This window comes from Leifsonia sp. McL0627 (genome assembly GCF_058244615.1).
Map to the genome: position 1 here is coordinate 1,271,966 of NZ_JBZCGM010000003.1, position 17,301 is coordinate 1,289,266.

Here is a 17,301-nt window from a genome sequence, read left to right on the forward strand (position 1 = left end):
CAGGATGCCTTTCCTGCAGGTGGCGAAGACCGCGGTCGCGATGATCCTGTCGTGGCTGATCGCGAGTCTGCTGCTGCCGGGTGAGCTCCCCGTCTTCGCCACGATCGCCGCGCTGCTCGTGGTGCAGCCGAGCGTCAACCAGTCGGTCGGCAAGGCCATCGAGCGCAGCATCGGTGTGATCGTCGGCGTGCTCATCGCCTACGGCATCGGGCTGGCGTTCGGCACGAACACCTGGATCGTGCTCGTGGCTGTCGTCGTCTCCATCGTGCTCGCGTGGGCGCTCAAGCTCGCGCCAGGGACGGCGAACCAGGTGCCGATCACCGCCATGCTCGTGCTCGCTGTCGGTGCCTCCAACCCGGACTACGCGCTGGCCCGCATCGTGGAGACGATCATCGGCGCGGTCATCGGCGTGATCATCAACATCGCGATCGTCCCGCCAGTGCAGCGGGAGCCCGCCCACCGGGCGATCCTCGACCTCGGCAACGAACTCGCAGCCACCCTCGACCGCCTGGCGACGGCCTTGACCACCCCGCAAACGCCCGCCCAGCTCAACGCCCTGCTGATCGAGGCCAGACTGCTGCGGCCGATGGAGAAGAAGGCGGACGCCGCGCTCACGCAGGCGGAGGACAGTCTCACCCTCAACCCGCGCCAGGCCAAGCACCGCGTCGCGCTCGAACGGGACACCGAGCTGTTCGCCCGGTTCCGGCCGATCATCACGCGCGCCCTCGGCATGACCCGCGCGTTCCGCGACCACTACGACGACACGCTCCCTGGCGAGCCGACGCTGCAGGCCATCGCCGAGGAATTGCGTCGCTCCGCGCACGACCTTCGGTTGCTGGCACGCGACCCGGATGCGATCCCCACGGAGCCGGGGACAGAGACCGCCGGGCTCCCCGTGCTGACCGCCCCGCTGGTAATCTCCACACCGGACCCCCGCCACTGGGTGCTGATCGGCTCACTGATGGAGGACCTCCGCCGGGTGCACGATGAGATCACCGGGGACGTGAACGCCTGACCGGACGGCTGCGCCGGTCGTAGCATGGCGGCATGTCCGCTGACAACAGCCCTCCCGATGACACGCCCGTCGCGGTCGAGGACACCCAAACGAGCCCGGTGTCGACCAGACGGCTCGAAGCGTTCACCGACGGAGTGTTCGCCATCGCGGCGACACTCCTCGTGCTGGATCTCGACGTCAGCAAGCTCGGCGACGTGCACACGAACGCGCAGCTCTGGGCGGCGCTCGGCGACCAGTCGTTCGGCTTCGTGAGTCTCGTCATCAGCTTCCTGCTGCTGGCGACGCTCTGTCGCATCCATGTCTGGCAGTTCGAGTACGTCGTCAAAGTCGACCCGCGGGTCACCCTCCTCAACACGCTGCGACTGCTCGGCGTCGTGCTCATCCCGTTCACGACCAGCCTGATCAGTGAGTACAACGACTTCCTGGCCGGTCGGTTGCTGCTGCCGCTCAACTTCCTCTTCGTGATCGGGATGAGCGGCATCCAGTGGTACTACCTGACGTCACCCAAGCGGAACCTGATCCAGGGGCTCACCCCCGAGGCCGTCCACTCCACCAGGATGGGTGAGCTGACCGCGCTCGGGCTCGCCGCGCTGACCGTCGTGCTCGCTCCGTGGATCGGCTCGCTGGCGTTCGCCGTGCAGTTCTTCAACCCGCTCTTCGACCGGATCCGCGCCCCGCGCCCGCCGGGCGTGCGCAAGAGGCACCGCTGAACCGGGCTGCACCGTGGCCGGGAAGTGGACCGGGAACGACGACAGGGACCCCGCTCGCGCGGAGTCCCTGTCAGGGTGTCGCTGTGTGCTGCTATCGCAGCGCCGGCCGCTTACGCGTCGGCGAGGACCGCCTGCAGTTCGAGCGTGATGGTGACCTGCTCGCCGAGGAGCACGCCGCCGGTCTCGAGCGCCGCGTTGTACGTGAGGCCGAAGTCCTCACGGTTGATCGTGGTCTTCGCGGTCGCGCCGGCCTTGTAGTTGCCGTACGGGTCCTGGCCGAAGCCGCCGAAGTCGAACTCGAAGGTGACCGGCTTGGTCACGCCCTTGATCGTGAGGTCGCCGTCGACAAGGAAGTCGCCGCCCTCGGTGCGTGCACCGGTCGAGACGAAGTCGATGGTCGGGAACTCGTCGGCGAGGAAGAAGTCACCGGTGCGCAGGTGCGCGTCGCGGTTCTTGTCCTTGGTGTTCACCGAGGCGACGTCCGCCTTGGCTGTCACAGTCGACTCGAGCGGGTTCTCGGCGGTGACGAAGGTGGCCTCGAAGTTCTCGAAGACGCCCTTGACCTTGCTGATCATGAGGTGGCGGATGCTGAAGCCGACCTCGGAGTGAGCGGGGTCGATGGTCCAGGTGCCGGCCTTGTATCCGGGGATGTCGATAGTCATTCGTTGATCTCCTTGAAGTCGTTTCGCAGCGCTCCACACGCCGTACAGGTACATGCAAGCGTATGGACTGCCGGACTATTCCGGAAATCGGAAAAAAAGTTGACGCGTCACTCTTTCTGGGCGAGTGAGCGCCGCAGTTCCAGGAGTTTCCTGGCGTCGGCGTCGATCTGCGCGGCCGGAATCCGGCCGGACCCGACCGCGGCCACGACCGCGTCCACGATGCCGTCCGGGTCGAGTCCGGCGGACGCGGGATCGGCTGGAAGCACGTAGAGCAGCATGGTGTTGCCCGCCGCCAGCGCCTGCACCGCGTTCTCCCTCGGGTCCGCGTACTGCGGGAGGCCCGAGTCCTGCAACATCCGCATGTCGTCGGTGATCGTCACCCCGCGATAGCCGAGCCTGTCGCTCAGGATGCGGTGCCACGGGGCCGAGAGCGACGCGGGCGCCGCATCCACTGCGCTGTAGACGAGATGGCCGAACATGACCAGTTCGGCGCCCGCCGCGATCCCGGCACGGAACGGCGGGGCGTCCCTGGCCTGCCAGTCGGCGACGCCGAGCGCGGTGGTCGGGACGCTCCTGTGCGAGTCCGCCTCCGTCTCGCCGTGACCGGGGAAGTGTTTGAGGGTGCTGAACACCTGGCCCCGCTCCCCCGTCACCGAGGCGGCGACGCGGTCGGACGCAGCGGCGGGCGTCGTCCCGAGCACCCGGTCGTAGATGAACGAGTCCGGATCGGCCGTGGTGTCGGCGACGGTGCCGAAGTTGACGTTGACACCCGCCTGCTTCAGAAGGGCAGCCCGTTGCGCGAACGCGGTCTGCACGGCCGACGGCGGCTGCGACTTCAGGGTGTCGGCGCCGGGCGCCGCATCCCACGGAAGGCGGGTGACGTCGCCGCCCTCCTCGTCGATGGCGACGAGCGGGGGAAGCTCCGGGTCGGAAGCGGTCATGGCCGCGTTCTGCGCGGCGAGGGCCGCAGGGGTGGCTGGAACGTTGTCGCCCATCAGGATCATGCCGCCGACGCCGTAGCGGTCGACGAACGACCGCAGCGCAGCCCCATCCGTTCCCGGATGATGCAGCATGAGCAGGCTCGCGACCTTCTGCCGCAGCGTCATGTTCGCGAGACGCGCAGTCGCGTACGCCGCGACGGGGTCGACCATGGGCGTCGGTGTCGCGGTGACCGATGCCGACGATCCGGATGCGCCGGGCCGGACGCGCGGGGAGGCCGCGCATCCGGTCTGCGCGATCGCGGCCGCGACCGTCAGCGCGAGTGCCGCCGTCCGGGCTCCGCGTCGAATCCTCACCAAACGATGGTAGCTGGGGTCGCCGCTGCGGCAGCCCTGAGCGTGGCGAGGCCGGCGTCGAAGCTGTGTCGGAAGCGGCTCAGCCCCGCGGCGCGCACGCCGTTGGTGGTGGCGGCGTCGCGCCAGTCGGCAAGCGCCTCTGCGACGCGTGCAAGTTCCGCGTCGGCGAGTTCGCGCGTGAGCCGGCACGCTTGGGCGAGCTCGCGCAGGCCCTCCGCCTCGTCAGAGTTTGAGTCGGCGCCCGCGATCGTGGTCTGCCTGGCATCGGGATCCGGGTTCGGGTTGACGTCGAAAACCGGGGAGAGAACCCATCCTCCTCGGCCGCGGAGAACGCCATGGTTGCGCAGGTGGTCATCGGTGTTGTTCAACCCGACACTCACGGCCACACGGCGGAACAACTGCACGGCGTCATCCTTGGGCCTGGCACTGACCTCCTCCAGCCGCTCGGCGATGTCGATGTAGTCGGCTGTCTCGCCGTCTCTGTTTTCGAGAAGGGTCATCGCGCTCATGTAGCCGATGCGACGAAGCCCGACGTTCCCCATTCCGGCCGTGCGGTCGAAACGGTCGAGCAAGAGCAGATGCCTGCCCTCGATCTGGACGAGCCGGTGCACAGGCGTCCGCACGCCGGCTGCGCCAGCGAGGTCGAGCGCAGTGGCTTCCCAGGCCATCACGTCCCAGGCATCCTCGAAATGCGGGAACTTCGCGATGAGCTGGCGGCCGTCATCGCCCAGAACCGCGGCTTTCGGGCGCGCTCCGCCGAGCGAACCGGTGCCTGCGTCCAGCAGAGCCTTCACCGCCTGGAGGTCGTCGGCGCTCCCGTCCATGGCCGCAATGTCGGCCGCGTGCAGAAGCTCAGGGAGACGGACAAGTCTCGGCACCGTGTGGCCAGGATCGACGAACGGACTCTGGTCGTCTGCTCGAAACCGCAACGCCCCCTGTCGAGTGGCGTCGCTGACACCCGCTAGAAAGTCGGCGTCGTCCAGCTCCTGTGGACGGCGATCCTCCCCCCGCGCGACGGCCCGTTCGCGTTTCTTGATGAGGTTGCGCCCCCACCGGTCTGGGGCGGAGTCGGCAAACGATCCGGGAAGACCCTGCGTGTGCTGCGTACCCGAAACGAGATCGAATGCCGGGTCGATCGGATACGCGTCCGGGTGGGCGATGTAGCCGGGGTCGTACTGGAAGGTCGTCGAGGTCAGGTCACCACGGCCGCGATGGAACTGTGCCCGGCCAACGAACACCGTCGCCTCGGCGAGTTCGAGGTGCACCTGGAGCGCGTCGTAGTGGGTCACCGCACACGCTGCCGGTTGATCAGGTCGGCGCGCGCACGGCCGAGGTCCGTGCTCAGCGGGTCGAGCGCCTCGGTCAGCGTCTCCAGGATGCCGAGCGCGCGTGCGACTCTGAGCACGACGTAAAAGCCGACGCCTGGATCGCCGCGTTCGAGCTTGCGAAGCGTGGCTCGTGTGATGTCGGCGCGCTCCGCCACCTGCTCGGTCGTGAGTCCCAGGATCTTCCGCCACGCCGTGAAGTCGTCGCCGATCTCTTTGGCTGCTCGGATCACCTTCGCTGGCTGCTCGCTGGTCATGCTGTCCCCGATGTTGATTAATGAGCAGAATCATATCCCATAATCACTATACGGGATACTATTCTGTTCATTACCGGAGAGCCGCCTCACCCCTTCACTGCACCCCCGAGCCCCGCAGACCGCAGGAACAGCCCCTGGAACACCAGGAACAGCACGATCGGGATCAGCGTGGAGATCGCCAGCGCTGCCAGGTACACGTCCAGCTGGATCGCCGCCTGCAGGGTGGGGAGCCGCACCGACAGCGGCTGGATGGCCGGATCGCGGAGCACGAGCAGCGGCCAGAGGTAGTCCTTCCACGCCGCGATGATCGCGAACACCGACACCACGCCGAGGATCGGTTTCGACATCGGCAGCACGATCGACCAGAAGAGGCGGAACGGTCCGGCGCCGTCGGTGCGCGCTGCCTCGAAGACCTCGCGGGGCAGGTTGTCGAAGAATCGTTTGATGAGCACCACGTTGAACGCGCTCGCGCCGGCGGGGAGCCACACCGCCCAGAACGTGTTGATCAGCGACTGGCCGAGCAGCGGCGGGTTCAGGATCGTCAGGTAGAGCGGCACGAGCAGCACCACCGACGGCACGAACAGGGTGCCGAGGATCAGACCGTAGAGCACCTTGCCGTATTTCGGCCGCAGCACGCTCAGCGCGTAGCCGGCCGACGTCGCGACGATGATCTGCATCACCCACGAGCCGAGCGCCACCCAGATGGTGTTCATGAACTGCACGTCGATGTGCACCGTCGACCACGCGGTCGACAGGTTCGCCCAGTCGACGCCGTTCGGGAACAGCGCCATCGGCGTCCTGATGGTGTCCTGCGTGGGAGTGATCGCCGACTTCGCCAGCCAGAGCAGCGGGCCGAGGCCGACCACGATCAGCAGCACCAGCAGCACCGCATGGGTGAGTCTCGTCCCCCACCGGATGCCCGGCTTCCGCCAGTCGGAGGGCGACAGGATGCCGCGGTCCCCCGAGTCGGCGCTCGGCTTCGTGGCGCGCCTGCGACGTCGACGGCCGCCTCCCGGGCCGCCCGGCGCGATGCCGGTCTCGTCGAGTTCGTCGGTCATGACGTTCATGACCTCCGGCGTGAAATCGGTGGAGGTGGTCAATTCTGGCTCCAAGACTTGGTGAGGCGGAAGTACACGAGCGAGAGCACGGCGAGGAACGCGGCGAGCAGGAGGCTGAGCGCCGTCGCCGCCCCGTAGTCGCCGCCGAGCGAGTTCTGGAATGCGTAGCGGTAGATCAGCAGCAGCACGGTGACCGTGGAGTTGACGGGTCCGCCGCCGGTGAAGAGGTACGGCTCCAGGAACACCTGCGCCGTTCCGATGATCTGCAGGATGAGGGTGATCAGCAGGATGCTGCGCAGCTGCGGCATCGTGACGTGCCAGATCTTCTGCCAGATGTTCGCGCCGTCCACCTCTGCAGCGTCGTACAGCTCGGGGGCGACGCCGGTGATGGCCGCGAGGTAGATGATGATCGTGCCTCCCGCTGCCGCCCAAGTCGCCTCGACCACGAGCGACGGCATCGCCTGGGTCGCATCCTGGATCCACGGCTGCGGCGGGATGCCGACCCAGCCGAGGATCGTATTGAAGACGCCGGTCGGGCTCGCGTCGTAGAAGAACTTCCAGAGCAGCACCGCCACGACAGGCGGCACGACGACCGGCAGGTATGCGAGGGCGCTGTACAGTCCCTTCGCCCGCTTCACCTCGCTCATCAGCACGGCGGCGATCAACGGGATGGGGTAGCCGAGGATGAGGGCGAGGACGGCGAACCAGGCGGTGTTGCCGATAGCCGTCCAGAACAGCGGGTCGTTGACGACCTGCACGAAGTTGTCCCAGCCGACGAAAGTGGGCGGCGAGACGAGGTTGGTGTGCTGGAAGCTCATCACGACGCTGCGGACGATCGGCCACCAGGAGAAGACGCCGAAGATGACGATCATCGGCAGGAGGAAGATCAGGTTGCTCAAGCCTCCCCCGCGGAGCCACGTCATCGGGGTGCGGCGGGCGACGGTGCGAGACGCCGGTCGCTGGCGGTCGATCGCTGTCATGGGGTGTGCCCTTCTGTCGTTGTCGGAAAGCGTGCTGTCGTTGTCGGAGAACGTGCGGCTCGGCCGGCGGGGCGCGCGATGCGTCCCGCCGGCCGGTCCTGTGACCGCGTGTGCCTACTTGTCCGCGTCGACGAGCTTCTGAATGTCGGAGTCGACCTTCGTCAGCAGCTGATCGATGTTGGCGTTCTTGTCCGTCAGCACGGCCTGGACGACCGCGTCCAGCGCCCCATACAGCTCCTGGGTGTGCTTGTTCGGCTCAGGGACGAGGTTCGCGTCGAAGATCTTGTCGGTGAACGGTGCGACGTTCTCCAACGGGATGTTGACCTCCGGCTTGATCCACGACATGGTCTGGTCGTAGGTGGCCTTGTCGAAGACCGGCAGCGTCGGGACGCCGACCGGCTGGTTCGACTTGGCGAGCACCTTCGCGTCGGCGACGGCCTGCTCCTGGTTGAGCAGCTTCTGCATGTAGTAGAAGTCGATCCACTTCACCGCCGCCGTCTTCTGCGCCTCGTTGGACTTCGGGCTGACCGCCGCGACGTTGCCGCCGACCAGGACGCCCGCATCCTTGTTGCTGGAGTCGACGGGGAGCATCGTCAACCCGTAGGTCTTCGGGTCGACGTTGTTCTGCTGCACCAGCGAGGTCAGGACGTCGGACCCGGACGGGTACATCGCGATCTGCCCGGCGCCGAACGCCTGGTTGATGCCGCTCCAGTCGAGCAGGAAGTTGCTGCCGACCGAGTTGTCCTGCCAGCGCAGGTCGTGCAGGAACTGCAGAGCCTCCTTGGTCTGCGCGTTGTCGGTGGTGACTTTGGTCTTGCCGCCTTCCGTGGTCTCCATCCGGCCGCCGCGCGCGTACGTCGTGGTGGTCAGTTCCCAGCCGCCGGTGTTGCCCTGCGTCATCTGCATGTAGCCGGCGACGCCTGGCACCTTCTCGGAGATGGTCTTGGCGTCCTGCCGGACTTCATCCCAGGTCGTCGGCGGCTTGTTCGGGTCGAGCCCCGCCTTCTGGAAGATCTCGCGGTTGTACGAGAGCCCCATCGCGTACGGGCCGTATGGGATGCCGTAGATCTTGTCGCCGCTCTTGGCGACCGCGAGCACGTTCTCGTTGAACTTGTCCGCGTATGACAGCGCCTTCACCTCTGTGGTGATGTCGGCGAGCTGGCCGGCCTGGAGTAGCGACTGCGAGTCGGTGAACGGAACGTTGAACACGTCGGGCAGCGTGCCGCCCGCGAGCTGCGTGGAGAACGTCGGGCCCGTCCACTGGTACTCCTCGGACTTGACGACGATGTTCGGGTTGGCCTTCTCGAACTCCTTGACCCTGTCGTCGAACGCCTTGAACGCGGCCTTGTCGCTGCCGGGGATGAGACTGGCAACGGTGATGTGCACCTTGCCGTCGCTCGAGTCGCCGCTGCCGGAGCCTGAGCATCCTGCGAGCAGGCCGACCCCGGCGATCGTGATCGCTGCGACCGCAGCGACCGTTCTTGGTGACCTCATTGTCGGTTCCTTTCGGTGGTGTGGTGACGTGCTGAATGTGCTGTGTCGCGGTGCGTTACGCGACCTCCGGCGGACCGTGCTGTGTTCTAAGCCACGCCGTGGAGTCCGGGGGCAGCAGCCCGCCGACGAGCGGGTCGCTGCTGAGCAGGATGGCGACGTGATCGGGAAGCGCGATCGCGTCGGCAGAGAGGTTGGTGACGCTGACGAACGCGTCGCCGCGGGCGAAGGCCAGCGCGTCCGGCCCACTGTCGATCCAGCGCAGGGGGCCGTCGCCGAAGCCCGCGCTCCGTGCGGCGCAGTCGCAGCGCCTCTCGGTAGAGCCGGAGCATCGAGTGCGCGTCGGACTGCTGGGTCTCGACGGTGAGCGCCGCCCAGCTCTCCGGCTGGGGCAGCCACGGATCGGCGGCCGAGTCCTGCCCGCTGAAGCCGAACGGTGGATGCACGCCTCGCCACGGCAGAGGCACCCGGCAGCCGTCCCGGCCGGGGTCCACGCCGCCGGAGCGGAAGTGCATCGGGTCTTCGAGCCGGTCGGCCGGGAGGTCCTCCACTTCGGGGAGCCCGAGCTCGTCGCCCTGATACAGGTAGAGCGAGCCGGGGAGCGCGGCGGTGAGCAGGGCTGCTGCGCGGGCACGGCGCCGGCCGAGGTTCAGGTCGGTCGGCGTGCCGACGCGCTTCTTCACGAAAGCGAACGACGAGTCCGCGCGGCCGTAGCGGGTGACGGGGCGCGTCACGTCGTGGTTGGACAGCACCCACGTGCTCGGCGCATCCACGGGGGCGTGCGCTGCGATGGTCTCATCGATGGATGCGCGCAGCTCGCGCGCCTCCCACGGCCGCGCCAGGAAGTCGAAGTTGAAGGCGGTGTGCAGCTCATCCGGACGCAGGTACATCGCGAACCGGTCGATCTCGGGCAGCCAGATCTCGCCGACCAGCACGCGGGTGCCGGGGTACGAGTCCGCGATGGCGCGCCAGCCGCGGTAGATCTCGTGCAGTTCGTCCCGATCCTGGTTGGGGTGCTCCCCCGGCCCCGGATGCTCCGGCACCTCCGGCAGGGTTTCGTCCTTGACCAGCAGCGCGGCCGAGTCGATGCGCACCCCCGCGACGCCGCGGTCGAACCAGAACCGCAGGATGTCCTCGTGCTCGGCACGCACATCCGGGTGGTTCCAGTTGAGGTCCGGCTGCTGCGGGGTGAACAGGTGCAGATACCACTCGCCCGGCGTGCCGTCCTGGTTCGTCGTGCGCGTCCAGGTCTCGCCGGAGAAGTTCGACACCCACGACGTCGGCAGCTCGTCGCCGTTCTCGCCGCGCCCAGGCCGGAACCAGAACCGCTCGCGCTCCGGCGACCCAGGCCCGGCGGCCAGCGCCGCCTGGAACCAGGGGTGCTGGTCGGAGATGTGGTTGGGGACGACGTCGATGATCGTCCGGATGCCGAGAGCGAGGGCCTCCCGGATCAGCGTCTCTGCTTCGGCGAGGTCGCCGAACGCCGGGTTGATCGTGCGGTAGTCGGAGACGTCGTACCCGCCGTCGGCGAGCGGCGACTCGTACCAGGGGGTGAACCAGATCGCGTCGACGCCGAGTTCCTTGAGATAGCCGAGGTGCTGGCGGACGCCCGCCAGGTCACCGATGCCGTCGCCGTTGCCATCCGCGAAACTCCGGATGTAGATCTGGTAGATCACCGCGCTCCGCCACCAGAGCGGGTCGGCCGTCGACGGCGAGAGCCCGGCGGGAGCACGGCGCACCTCGGCGTCGTGCTCGGACGGGAGGCTCTTGGCCTGGTCTTCCTGGGCGGCCAGCACGGGGAGGTCCACGAATGTGCCCTTCGGTCGGGCGACCTCGTCGGTGCGGCGCGCGCCGATCAGCAGGGGCGCGTCCGCGCCGCCGGGTCGGCGGTTCGGTCGTCACGTCGACGTGCCCGAACACCCGGCTCCGTCGTCGTTGGACCGAATGTAGCGTTAACGACAGTTCACTGCAAGAAACTGACAGTGAGTAATTCGTTTGCGTACATTTGCACTGAATTGCATAACAATTACGTCTGTCGAGCCGGTCCCGTCGACCCGCGGACCACCAGCTCCGGCTCGAAGAAGAGCTCGTCCGTGATAGCCGAATCACTCGAGATCTGGCGCAGCAGGAGCTCAATCACCGTGCGTCCCATCGGCTCGATCGGCTGCCGCACCGTGGTCAGCGGAGGCTCGGTGCAGTTCATCAGCGCCGAGTCGTCGTAGCCGACGATCGAGATGTCCGCCGGGACGGACAGCCCCGCCCGCCGCACCGCCCTGATCGCCCCGAGCGCCATCGGGTCGCTCGCGCAGACAATCGCGGTGACGCCTGCGGCGAGCAGCCTGGTCGCCCCGGCCTGCCCCGCCTCCAGCGAGTACAGGGAGTGGACGATCAGCTCGTCGTCCAGCTCGGCGCCCCAGCCCGCGACGATGCGTTTGGCGGCGGCGAGCTTCCGCTGCGACGGAACGTGGTCGCGCGGACCGAGCAGCAGGCCGATGCGTTCGTGCCCGAGGGAGCGCAGGTGCCCGAGCGCCTGCGCGGTGGCGACCGTGTCGTCGCAGGACACCGTGGCGAAGTGCAGGTCGTCCACGGGTGCATTGACCAGGACGGTCGGCAAATTGAGGTCGGTGAGGCGCGCGTAGTGCTCGTGCGACGCATCCCGTTGCGCGTACGCCCCACCGACGAAGACCACACCCGACACCTGCTGCTGCAACAGCAGCTCGACGTAGTCGGATTCCGAGATGCCCCCGGCGGTCTGCGTGCAGAGCACCGGGGTGTATCCGTTCTGCGCGAGCGCGCCGCCGATCACCTCGGCGAACGCGGGGAAGATCGGGTTCTGCAGCTCGGGGAGCACGAGGCCGACCAGCCGGGCACGCTCGCCGCGCAACTTGGTCGGGCGTTCGTAGCCCAGCACATCCAGTGCTGTCAGGACCGCCTGTCTCGTCGCGTCGGACACCCCTGGCTTCTCGTTCAGGACGCGGCTGACCGTCGCTTCACTGACCCCGACCTTGCGGGCGACTTCGGCGAGACGTTTCGACATGCGGCCCAGCATACGCAATTCCTTGCAAGAGAGCGCAAGTCTTTTGCAAGCTCGCAGATCGGCCTAGCATGACGGACATGGCGAACAAGGTGACCGCGCTGCTGCTCGCCAGCCATCCAGGGCCGACCGCGGTCGTGACGGTGGTCGCGACGGTGCTCGGGGCGAGCCTCGGCTACCCGCCGGGACGACTCGCCGTGCTGGCCCTGGCGATCCTGCTGGGTCAGCTCTCCATCGGCTGGTCCAACGATTGGCTCGACGCCGCTCGGGATGCGCAGGTCGAGCGGGCGGACAAGCCGGCGGCGCGCGGGGCCATCGGCGTCGGGACCGTGCGCACGGCGGCGTTCGCCGCCCTGATCGCGGCGATCCTGGTCAGCCTGCTCCTCGGACCGCTGGCGACGCTCGCGCACCTCGTCGCCATCGCGGGCGGCTGGGCGTACAACCTCGGGCTCAAGGCCACCGCCTTCTCGTTCCTGCCGTTCGCCGTGAGCTTCGGGCTCCTGCCGATGATCGCGACCCTCGGGCTCCAGCCACCCCGGCTCGCCGCTGCCTGGGTCGTCGCCGCCGGCGCTTTGCTCGGCGTTGCCGCCCACGTCACCAATGTCCTGCCCGACCTGGCCGACGACGACCGCACGGGCATCCGAGGGCTCCCGCATCGGATGGGCGCCGTGCCGAGCGGGCTGCTCGCCTTCGCCTGTCTCGCCGCCGCGAGCGTTCTGATCGCGTTCGGGCCGGGCTGGCCGCCGCGCATCCCGTTGCTGATCGGACTCGTCATCGGAGTCGGCATCGCCATTGCCGGCGTCGTTCTGCTGCTGCGCCGCTCGCCCACCCGGCTGCTGATGCAGTTCATCATGGGCTGCGCGGTCGTCGACGTGCTGATGCTCGCGTTCGCCGGTCAGTCGACGACGGTCTGAATCTTCTCCGCCGCGGGTTCGTGATTGCGGATGCCGACGGCCGACACCACGCCGCCCACCAGCATGAGCGCCGCCGCCGTGATCATCGCCCGGTCGAGTCCGGCCCTGTCCAGCGTTCCGCCCACGATCAGGCCGATCATCGCCACCGTCACCAGCCCGGCGATCCTCGACACGGCGTTGTTCACCGCGGAGCCGATCCCGGCCTGCGCCGGGTGGATCGAGCCGAGGATGGCGCTGGTGAGCGGGGCGACCGTGATCGACAGGCCGACGCCGAAGAGCAGCACGGCGGGGAGCAGGTTGGTCCAGAAGTTCACGTCCTCCCCCATCATCAGCAGCCAGAGGAAGCCGCACGCGGCGATGACGGGGCCGATCGCCATGAACAGGCGCGGACCGTACTTGCCGGCCAGACCGCCGAACACGCCGGACAGCAGCAGCATGCACAGTGTGGACGGAATGAAGACGAGCCCGGCCGCCGTGGCCGCGAACCCCACCACCTGCTGCAGATACAGCGTCACGGTCAGCGGTGCGAAGGCCAGAGCGCCGTAGACCAGCGCCGTGGCGATGTTGCCCACCCAGAAGTTGTGCACCCGGAACAGCCCGAGCGGCAGCATCGGCTGCTTGGCCCTGGTCTGCCAGAAGAAGAACGCCGCGAGCGACAGCACGCCGAGGATGAACGGCAGGAACACGCGCGGACTCCCCCAGCCGTAGACGCCCTGCTCGATCAGCGCGAACACCGTTCCGGCCAGACCGACCGACCCGAGGACGGCACCCAGCACGTCGACGCGGCCGCCGGACCCGTGATCCTCCTGCTTGAGCCCCATCAGCATGAAGAGGGTGATGCCGATCGGGATGACGTTGATCACGAACACCCAGCGCCAGGAGAGCGTGTCGACGAACACGCCGCCGATCACCGGCCCTGCGATCATTGCGACACCGGTGAACGCCGTCCAGCGGCCGATCGCCTTCGCCTGTGCAGCGCCGGAGAACGTCGAAATGATGATCGCGAGCGAGCTCGGCACCAGCAGCGCGCCCGCGACGCCCTGCAGGGCACGGGCGATCACGAGGAACAGCCCGGTCGGTGCGAACGCGCAGAGCAGCGAGGTCACGCCGAACCCGATCAGTCCCGCGTAGAGCACGCGCTTCCTGCCGAACACGTCCGACAGCGACCCGGCGATCAGGATGAGCGAGCCGAGCGTCACCAGGTACGCATCCACCACCCACTGCTGCAACGGCAGGCCACCGCCCAGCTCCTTCGAGATCGCGGGCAGCGCCACGTTGATCACCGCCCCGTCGAGGAAGGCGACGAAACTGGCCAGGATCGCGATGACGAGCACTCTGGTCTGCAACGACGACATTCGCTCGATGGTCATGTTCACAGTTAACGGCCAGCGCGTCGCAATGGCAACTCCATCCGCCTCGCAGCGTGCTCCCTGGCAGCGCGAGGCGTAGCCTGAGCGTGAGATGTCCGATGAGCAGCGACCAGTCTCCGCGCGCTCCCGGTCGACAGCGACCAGGATCGCGGTGGTCACGCGTGTCGCCTGGCTCCTCGTACTCGTTCTCACGGCTCTCTTCCACTTCCTCCGAGGCGCGCCGGTGGATGCGTGGATCTTCCTCGGCGGCGCCATCGTGATCGGACTGGACGGGCTCGGCTGGCTGCGAATCCCGCTGCGGGCGGCGAGGGCGAACAGGGACGCGCTGTCCCATCGGGTCGTCGCATACAGTCTGATCGGCGTCGCCGCCCTCACGTTCGCGTTCGCGCCGCTCTACGGCGGCGTCGACACGGCCATCGTGGTCGGGCTCGGTGTGCTGCTGCTGCCGGTGGTGTGGGCGGAACGGCCCCGCGCATCCGGTGCTGCTGTCGTCGCGGCGTCGGCCGTCCGCCGCGCCGCCATCGCGTGGTCGGCGGTGATCGTCGCCGGATGCGCGTGGGAGATCACCGTGTTCTTCCTCGGCAGACCGTCGCCCGCCGCCGAGAACGACTTCCCCGCGCTGTCCGACCTTGTCGACCCGGCCATCGCCTGGCCTCCCGCCCGGGCCGCCCTCGTCGCGCTCTGGCTGGTCGGCGGATATGCACTGATCAGGAGGGGACGGACGTGAGGGACATCACGATCGCCGGGTTCGTGCTCTGCGGGGTCGCGATGGCGGTGCTGGTGGTGCAGTCGCGGCGGAATCCGCTACGGATCGCGCCGTTCGGCGCGCTGCTCGACGTCGTGCTCGCCGACCGGGCGGCGCGGTTCACCATCCTGCTGTTCTGGTGGTGGCTCGGCTGGCACTTCCTGGTGGTGCCGCCGACGCCCTGACCGGCCAAGGTCCAGACCGCTCCCGCTAGTTGTTGCCCTTGGTGCAGGTCTGCTGCGACGCCGTCTGCCCGGTGATGCTGCTCGGGAGGTCGACCGTGCCGGACGTAGCGGGGGCTGTCGTCGGGGCGGTGGGGGCCGCCGGCGCTGTCGTGTCGGGGGCTGCTGGTGTCGTCGGAGTCGGAGTGCCCGTTGCCGTCGGGTCTTCCGCAGCGCGCCCGATGCTGCCGGTGAGCTTCACGGGCTGATCGTTGACGAGTGCTGTGTTGATGGCGGAGGCCGACGAGTCGTCCACGATCACCCGGTTGACGTCGTTCGGATCGGTGACGGCCGGATACTGCAGGAACACCATGTTGTCGAGGCCGGTGTCTTTCAGCGCCAGTGCGATCTCGACGAGCGTCGTCGGATTGGTCAGTGTGTCGGAGGGCGTGATGTTGGTGACTGCCGCCTTGGCGAGCCCGTAGAGCTGCACCGGGTTGCTCAGAACACCGCCGGAGACGACTTTCCTCGCCAGCGCCGAGAGGAACACCTGCTGGTTGCTGATGCGGCCGAGGTCGCTGCCGTCGCCGACACCGTGCCTGCTGCGCAGGAACGAGAGGGCCACATCGCCGACGAGGGTGTTCTCCCCCGCCGGAAGGTCGAGCGGCGGGGTGGTGTAGTCGTCGGTGACCGGCGAGGCCAGGCACACGCTCACGCCGCCGATCGCGGTCGACATCGCGCTCACCCCGTTGAAGTTGATCACGGCCGCGAACGGGATGTCCACCCCGGTCAGCTTCTCCACCGTCAGGACGACGCAGGGCAGGCCGCCGCGCGACAACGCGGTGTTGAACATCGCGCTGTCCGTGCCGGAGACGGTGCCGCCTCCACTCACCGCCGGGCAGTCCGGAATGGGGACGATCAGGTCGCGGGGAAAACTCACCACCATGGCGCTCTTGTGGTCCTGGGCGATGTGCAGCAGCATCGTCACATCGTTGTTGCCCTCGCCGGTGCTCGCATCCTGTTCGTCGGCCGAGTTGTAGATGCCGCCGAGGCCGGTCCGGCTGTCCGTGCCGGTGAGGAGCAGGTTCACGCCGCCCTGGATCGCGCCGACATTCGGGATGGCCTGCTTGGTGTGCCCGGGAAGCGCCTGAAGCGTCACCCCGGTCTTGACAGAGCGGGCGACGTCCCAGACCGCGTATGCGGCGATGGAGCCGATGCTGACCACCACGACGGCGACGGCCGCCGCGAGAATGCGGACAACAGTGCCGACGGCACGGCGGCGGGGCAGGCGACCGTGTCTGACAGCGGTCGGGCCCTTGGCGCGCTGGTGCCGGCGCGGCAAGTCGGTCATCGAGAGTCCTTCGGTGGGCGGGAAGAGAACTGACGAAATACTAGCTTTACGACCTATCGGTCAGCTTGGAGGCGCACAGGGTGTCCTGAAAGCCCGTTCACGGCGCTCACCGCGGAGGCTCGGGTGAACGCCGCGGCTCGGGTGGACGCAGCGGCGAGTTGTACGCCAACTCCACCACGATCGCCTTATCGTCGCCCGGATTCGCCGCATCGAACCAGAGGCGCGTCTGCTGCCCGTTCTGCACGGGGTCGGCCGCGTTGATCGCCATCAGCCGCTGCACCCAGCGCTGCGTGCCCTGCAGATCGGTGAAGCCGAACGTGACGGTCGTCAAGATCCGGTTGCTCTCGTGGAAGCCCGTGTACCCCTTGTCGGTGACGACAGCGGTGACCTGGGTTCCCGAGCGCATCGCCTCCTGCTCCGCACGCGCGCGCCTCCTGCGCGCGCCGGCCGCGGCGATCCCGAGCAGCAGGCAAGCCAGCGCGAGTGCAAGCAGCCCGTAGCCGACGTACGCGACGATCCGACCGTCGCTGCCTGCCTCCTCCGCGGCGACGATCGCCCCGGCCCCCGCACCGAGAAGCATGGCGGCGTTGCCGTACATGAATCCGAGGTCGCTGCGCTTCACCACGAGCGCGCCCCACCCGATCGACGCGACGATGGCGAGCATCATGCCGACCGGGATCGCGACGAGTACGAGCACAGGCGGCTCATCCGGCTCCGTCGCCATCAGCGTGCCGAAGCCACCCCAGCCGTACCCGGCGGCGAAACCGCCCACCAGCAGGAGCAGCAGCACCACGAAGACAAGCAGGTTCGACGGCCGCCACGCCGCTCGCTCGCGACGGGCGATGGTCGGGTCGACGGTGCTCATTCAGCCATTCAATCGGGAGCGCGATGCTGGACGCAAGGGTGCGACGGACGAGACCGCGCCGGGGACGG

The 17,301-nt window shown here is 68.1% G+C and carries 16 protein-coding genes and 1 pseudogene; 5 read left to right on the forward strand and 12 right to left on the reverse strand.

Going from position 1 to position 17,301, the window contains the following annotated elements:
- Positions 1-4 precede the first annotated feature (4 nt).
- Both AC37TH_RS14350 and AC37TH_RS14355 read left to right on the forward strand, forming a co-directional pair.
- Positions 5-1,015 carry an FUSC family protein gene (locus AC37TH_RS14350; protein WP_490765118.1) on the forward strand — a complete coding sequence of 337 codons (1,011 nt, stop codon included), beginning with the start codon at positions 5-7 and terminating at the stop codon, positions 1,013-1,015.
- A 32-nt stretch (positions 1,016-1,047) separates the two neighbouring features.
- Positions 1,048-1,725 (forward strand): TMEM175 family protein, encoded by a 678-nt coding sequence (locus AC37TH_RS14355; RefSeq protein WP_490765012.1) that lies wholly within the window; start codon positions 1,048-1,050, stop codon positions 1,723-1,725.
- 110 nt (positions 1,726-1,835) lie between these two features.
- On the opposite strand, the gene AC37TH_RS14360 is transcribed toward AC37TH_RS14355, so the two are convergent.
- The 9 genes and pseudogenes from AC37TH_RS14360 to AC37TH_RS14400 all read right to left on the reverse strand — a co-directional run bounded on the left by AC37TH_RS14360 (position 1,836) and on the right by AC37TH_RS14400 (position 11,830).
- Positions 1,836-2,387 (reverse strand): YceI family protein, encoded by a 552-nt coding sequence (locus AC37TH_RS14360; RefSeq protein ID WP_490765013.1) that lies wholly within the window; start codon positions 2,385-2,387, stop codon positions 1,836-1,838.
- Between the two features lie 107 nt (positions 2,388-2,494).
- Complete coding sequence (locus AC37TH_RS14365; RefSeq protein ID WP_490765014.1) at positions 2,495-3,682, reverse strand: glycoside hydrolase family 3 N-terminal domain-containing protein; 1,188 nt, start codon at positions 3,680-3,682, stop codon at positions 2,495-2,497.
- Positions 3,679-4,971 (reverse strand): type II toxin-antitoxin system HipA family toxin, encoded by a 1,293-nt coding sequence (locus tag AC37TH_RS14370; protein ID WP_490765015.1) that lies wholly within the window; start codon positions 4,969-4,971, stop codon positions 3,679-3,681. The genes AC37TH_RS14365 and AC37TH_RS14370 overlap by 4 nt, the downstream gene beginning before the upstream one ends.
- Positions 4,968-5,264 carry a helix-turn-helix domain-containing protein gene (locus AC37TH_RS14375; RefSeq protein ID WP_490765016.1) on the reverse strand — a complete coding sequence of 99 codons (297 nt, stop codon included), beginning with the start codon at positions 5,262-5,264 and terminating at the stop codon, positions 4,968-4,970. Before AC37TH_RS14375 ends, AC37TH_RS14370 begins: the two co-directional genes overlap by 4 nt.
- A gap of 86 nt (positions 5,265-5,350) precedes the next feature.
- Complete coding sequence (locus AC37TH_RS14380) at positions 5,351-6,364, reverse strand: carbohydrate ABC transporter permease (RefSeq protein ID WP_490765017.1); 1,014 nt, start codon at positions 6,362-6,364, stop codon at positions 5,351-5,353.
- Positions 6,361-7,302 (reverse strand): carbohydrate ABC transporter permease, encoded by a 942-nt coding sequence (locus AC37TH_RS14385; protein ID WP_490765018.1) that lies wholly within the window; start codon positions 7,300-7,302, stop codon positions 6,361-6,363. The genes AC37TH_RS14380 and AC37TH_RS14385 overlap by 4 nt, the downstream gene beginning before the upstream one ends.
- Before the next feature lie 114 nt (positions 7,303-7,416).
- A complete protein-coding gene (locus AC37TH_RS14390; protein WP_490765019.1) occupies positions 7,417-8,796 on the reverse strand; it encodes an extracellular solute-binding protein in 1,380 nt (459 codons plus the stop codon).
- 55 nt (positions 8,797-8,851) lie between these two features.
- Positions 8,852-10,532: pseudogene (locus AC37TH_RS14395) on the reverse strand (glycoside hydrolase family 13 protein).
- A 287-nt stretch (positions 10,533-10,819) separates the two neighbouring features.
- Complete coding sequence (locus AC37TH_RS14400) at positions 10,820-11,830, reverse strand: LacI family DNA-binding transcriptional regulator (RefSeq protein WP_490765020.1); 1,011 nt, start codon at positions 11,828-11,830, stop codon at positions 10,820-10,822.
- Positions 11,831-11,907: 77 nt separating this feature from the next.
- Here AC37TH_RS14400 and AC37TH_RS14405 point away from each other — a divergent pair, with 77 nt between their 5' ends.
- Entirely contained in the window at positions 11,908-12,741 is an 834-nt protein-coding gene (locus AC37TH_RS14405) for a UbiA family prenyltransferase (RefSeq protein ID WP_490765021.1), read from the forward strand.
- Here AC37TH_RS14405 and AC37TH_RS14410 read toward each other — a convergent pair.
- The gene (locus AC37TH_RS14410; protein ID WP_490765022.1) at positions 12,723-14,111 is read right to left on the reverse strand and encodes an MFS transporter; all 1,389 of its coding nucleotides are present in this window, start codon (positions 14,109-14,111) and stop codon (positions 12,723-12,725) included. The genes AC37TH_RS14405 and AC37TH_RS14410 overlap by 19 nt on opposite strands.
- Positions 14,112-14,202: 91 nt before the next feature.
- Between AC37TH_RS14410 and AC37TH_RS14415 the strand changes: the two genes are divergently transcribed.
- Both AC37TH_RS14415 and AC37TH_RS14420 read left to right on the forward strand, forming a co-directional pair.
- Positions 14,203-14,838: a hypothetical protein gene (locus AC37TH_RS14415; RefSeq protein ID WP_490765023.1), complete on the forward strand. Its 636-nt coding sequence runs from the start codon at positions 14,203-14,205 to the stop codon at positions 14,836-14,838.
- Positions 14,835-15,041 carry a DUF6186 family protein gene (locus AC37TH_RS14420; RefSeq protein WP_490765024.1) on the forward strand — a complete coding sequence of 69 codons (207 nt, stop codon included), beginning with the start codon at positions 14,835-14,837 and terminating at the stop codon, positions 15,039-15,041. Before AC37TH_RS14415 ends, AC37TH_RS14420 begins: the two co-directional genes overlap by 4 nt.
- Positions 15,042-15,066: 25 nt before the next feature.
- Here AC37TH_RS14420 and AC37TH_RS14425 read toward each other — a convergent pair whose 3' ends face one another.
- Both AC37TH_RS14425 and AC37TH_RS14430 read right to left on the reverse strand, forming a co-directional pair.
- Positions 15,067-16,368, reverse strand: a complete 1,302-nt coding sequence (locus AC37TH_RS14425; RefSeq protein WP_490765025.1) for an LCP family protein — start codon at positions 16,366-16,368, stop codon at positions 15,067-15,069.
- A gap of 106 nt (positions 16,369-16,474) precedes the next feature.
- Complete coding sequence (locus AC37TH_RS14430) at positions 16,475-17,233, reverse strand: hypothetical protein (RefSeq protein WP_490765026.1); 759 nt, start codon at positions 17,231-17,233, stop codon at positions 16,475-16,477.
- Between the last annotated feature and the right edge of the window lie 68 nt (positions 17,234-17,301).

What these genes read in the sequence shown, in the direction of transcription:
- AC37TH_RS14385 (WP_490765018.1), bottom strand. Translation starts at nt 7,302, where the DNA reads ATGACAGCGATCGACCGCCAGCGACCGGCGTCTCGCACCGTCGCCCGC.
- AC37TH_RS14400 (WP_490765020.1), bottom strand. Translation starts at nt 11,830, where the DNA reads ATGTCGAAACGTCTCGCCGAAGTCGCCCGCAAGGTCGGGGTCAGTGAA.
- AC37TH_RS14410 (WP_490765022.1), bottom strand. Translation starts at nt 14,111, where the DNA reads ATGACCATCGAGCGAATGTCGTCGTTGCAGACCAGAGTGCTCGTCATC.
- AC37TH_RS14425 (WP_490765025.1), bottom strand. Translation starts at nt 16,368, where the DNA reads ATGACCGACTTGCCGCGCCGGCACCAGCGCGCCAAGGGCCCGACCGCT.
- AC37TH_RS14375 (WP_490765016.1), bottom strand. Translation starts at nt 5,264, where the DNA reads ATGACCAGCGAGCAGCCAGCGAAGGTGATCCGAGCAGCCAAAGAGATC.
- AC37TH_RS14355 (WP_490765012.1), top strand. Translation starts at nt 1,048, where the DNA reads ATGTCCGCTGACAACAGCCCTCCCGATGACACGCCCGTCGCGGTCGAG.
- AC37TH_RS14360 (WP_490765013.1), bottom strand. Translation starts at nt 2,387, where the DNA reads ATGACTATCGACATCCCCGGATACAAGGCCGGCACCTGGACCATCGAC.
- AC37TH_RS14430 (WP_490765026.1), bottom strand. Translation starts at nt 17,233, where the DNA reads ATGAGCACCGTCGACCCGACCATCGCCCGTCGCGAGCGAGCGGCGTGG.
- AC37TH_RS14405 (WP_490765021.1), top strand. Translation starts at nt 11,908, where the DNA reads ATGGCGAACAAGGTGACCGCGCTGCTGCTCGCCAGCCATCCAGGGCCG.
- AC37TH_RS14390 (WP_490765019.1), bottom strand. Translation starts at nt 8,796, where the DNA reads ATGAGGTCACCAAGAACGGTCGCTGCGGTCGCAGCGATCACGATCGCC.
- AC37TH_RS14350 (WP_490765118.1), top strand. Translation starts at nt 5, where the DNA reads ATGCCTTTCCTGCAGGTGGCGAAGACCGCGGTCGCGATGATCCTGTCG.
- AC37TH_RS14415 (WP_490765023.1), top strand. Translation starts at nt 14,203, where the DNA reads ATGTCCGATGAGCAGCGACCAGTCTCCGCGCGCTCCCGGTCGACAGCG.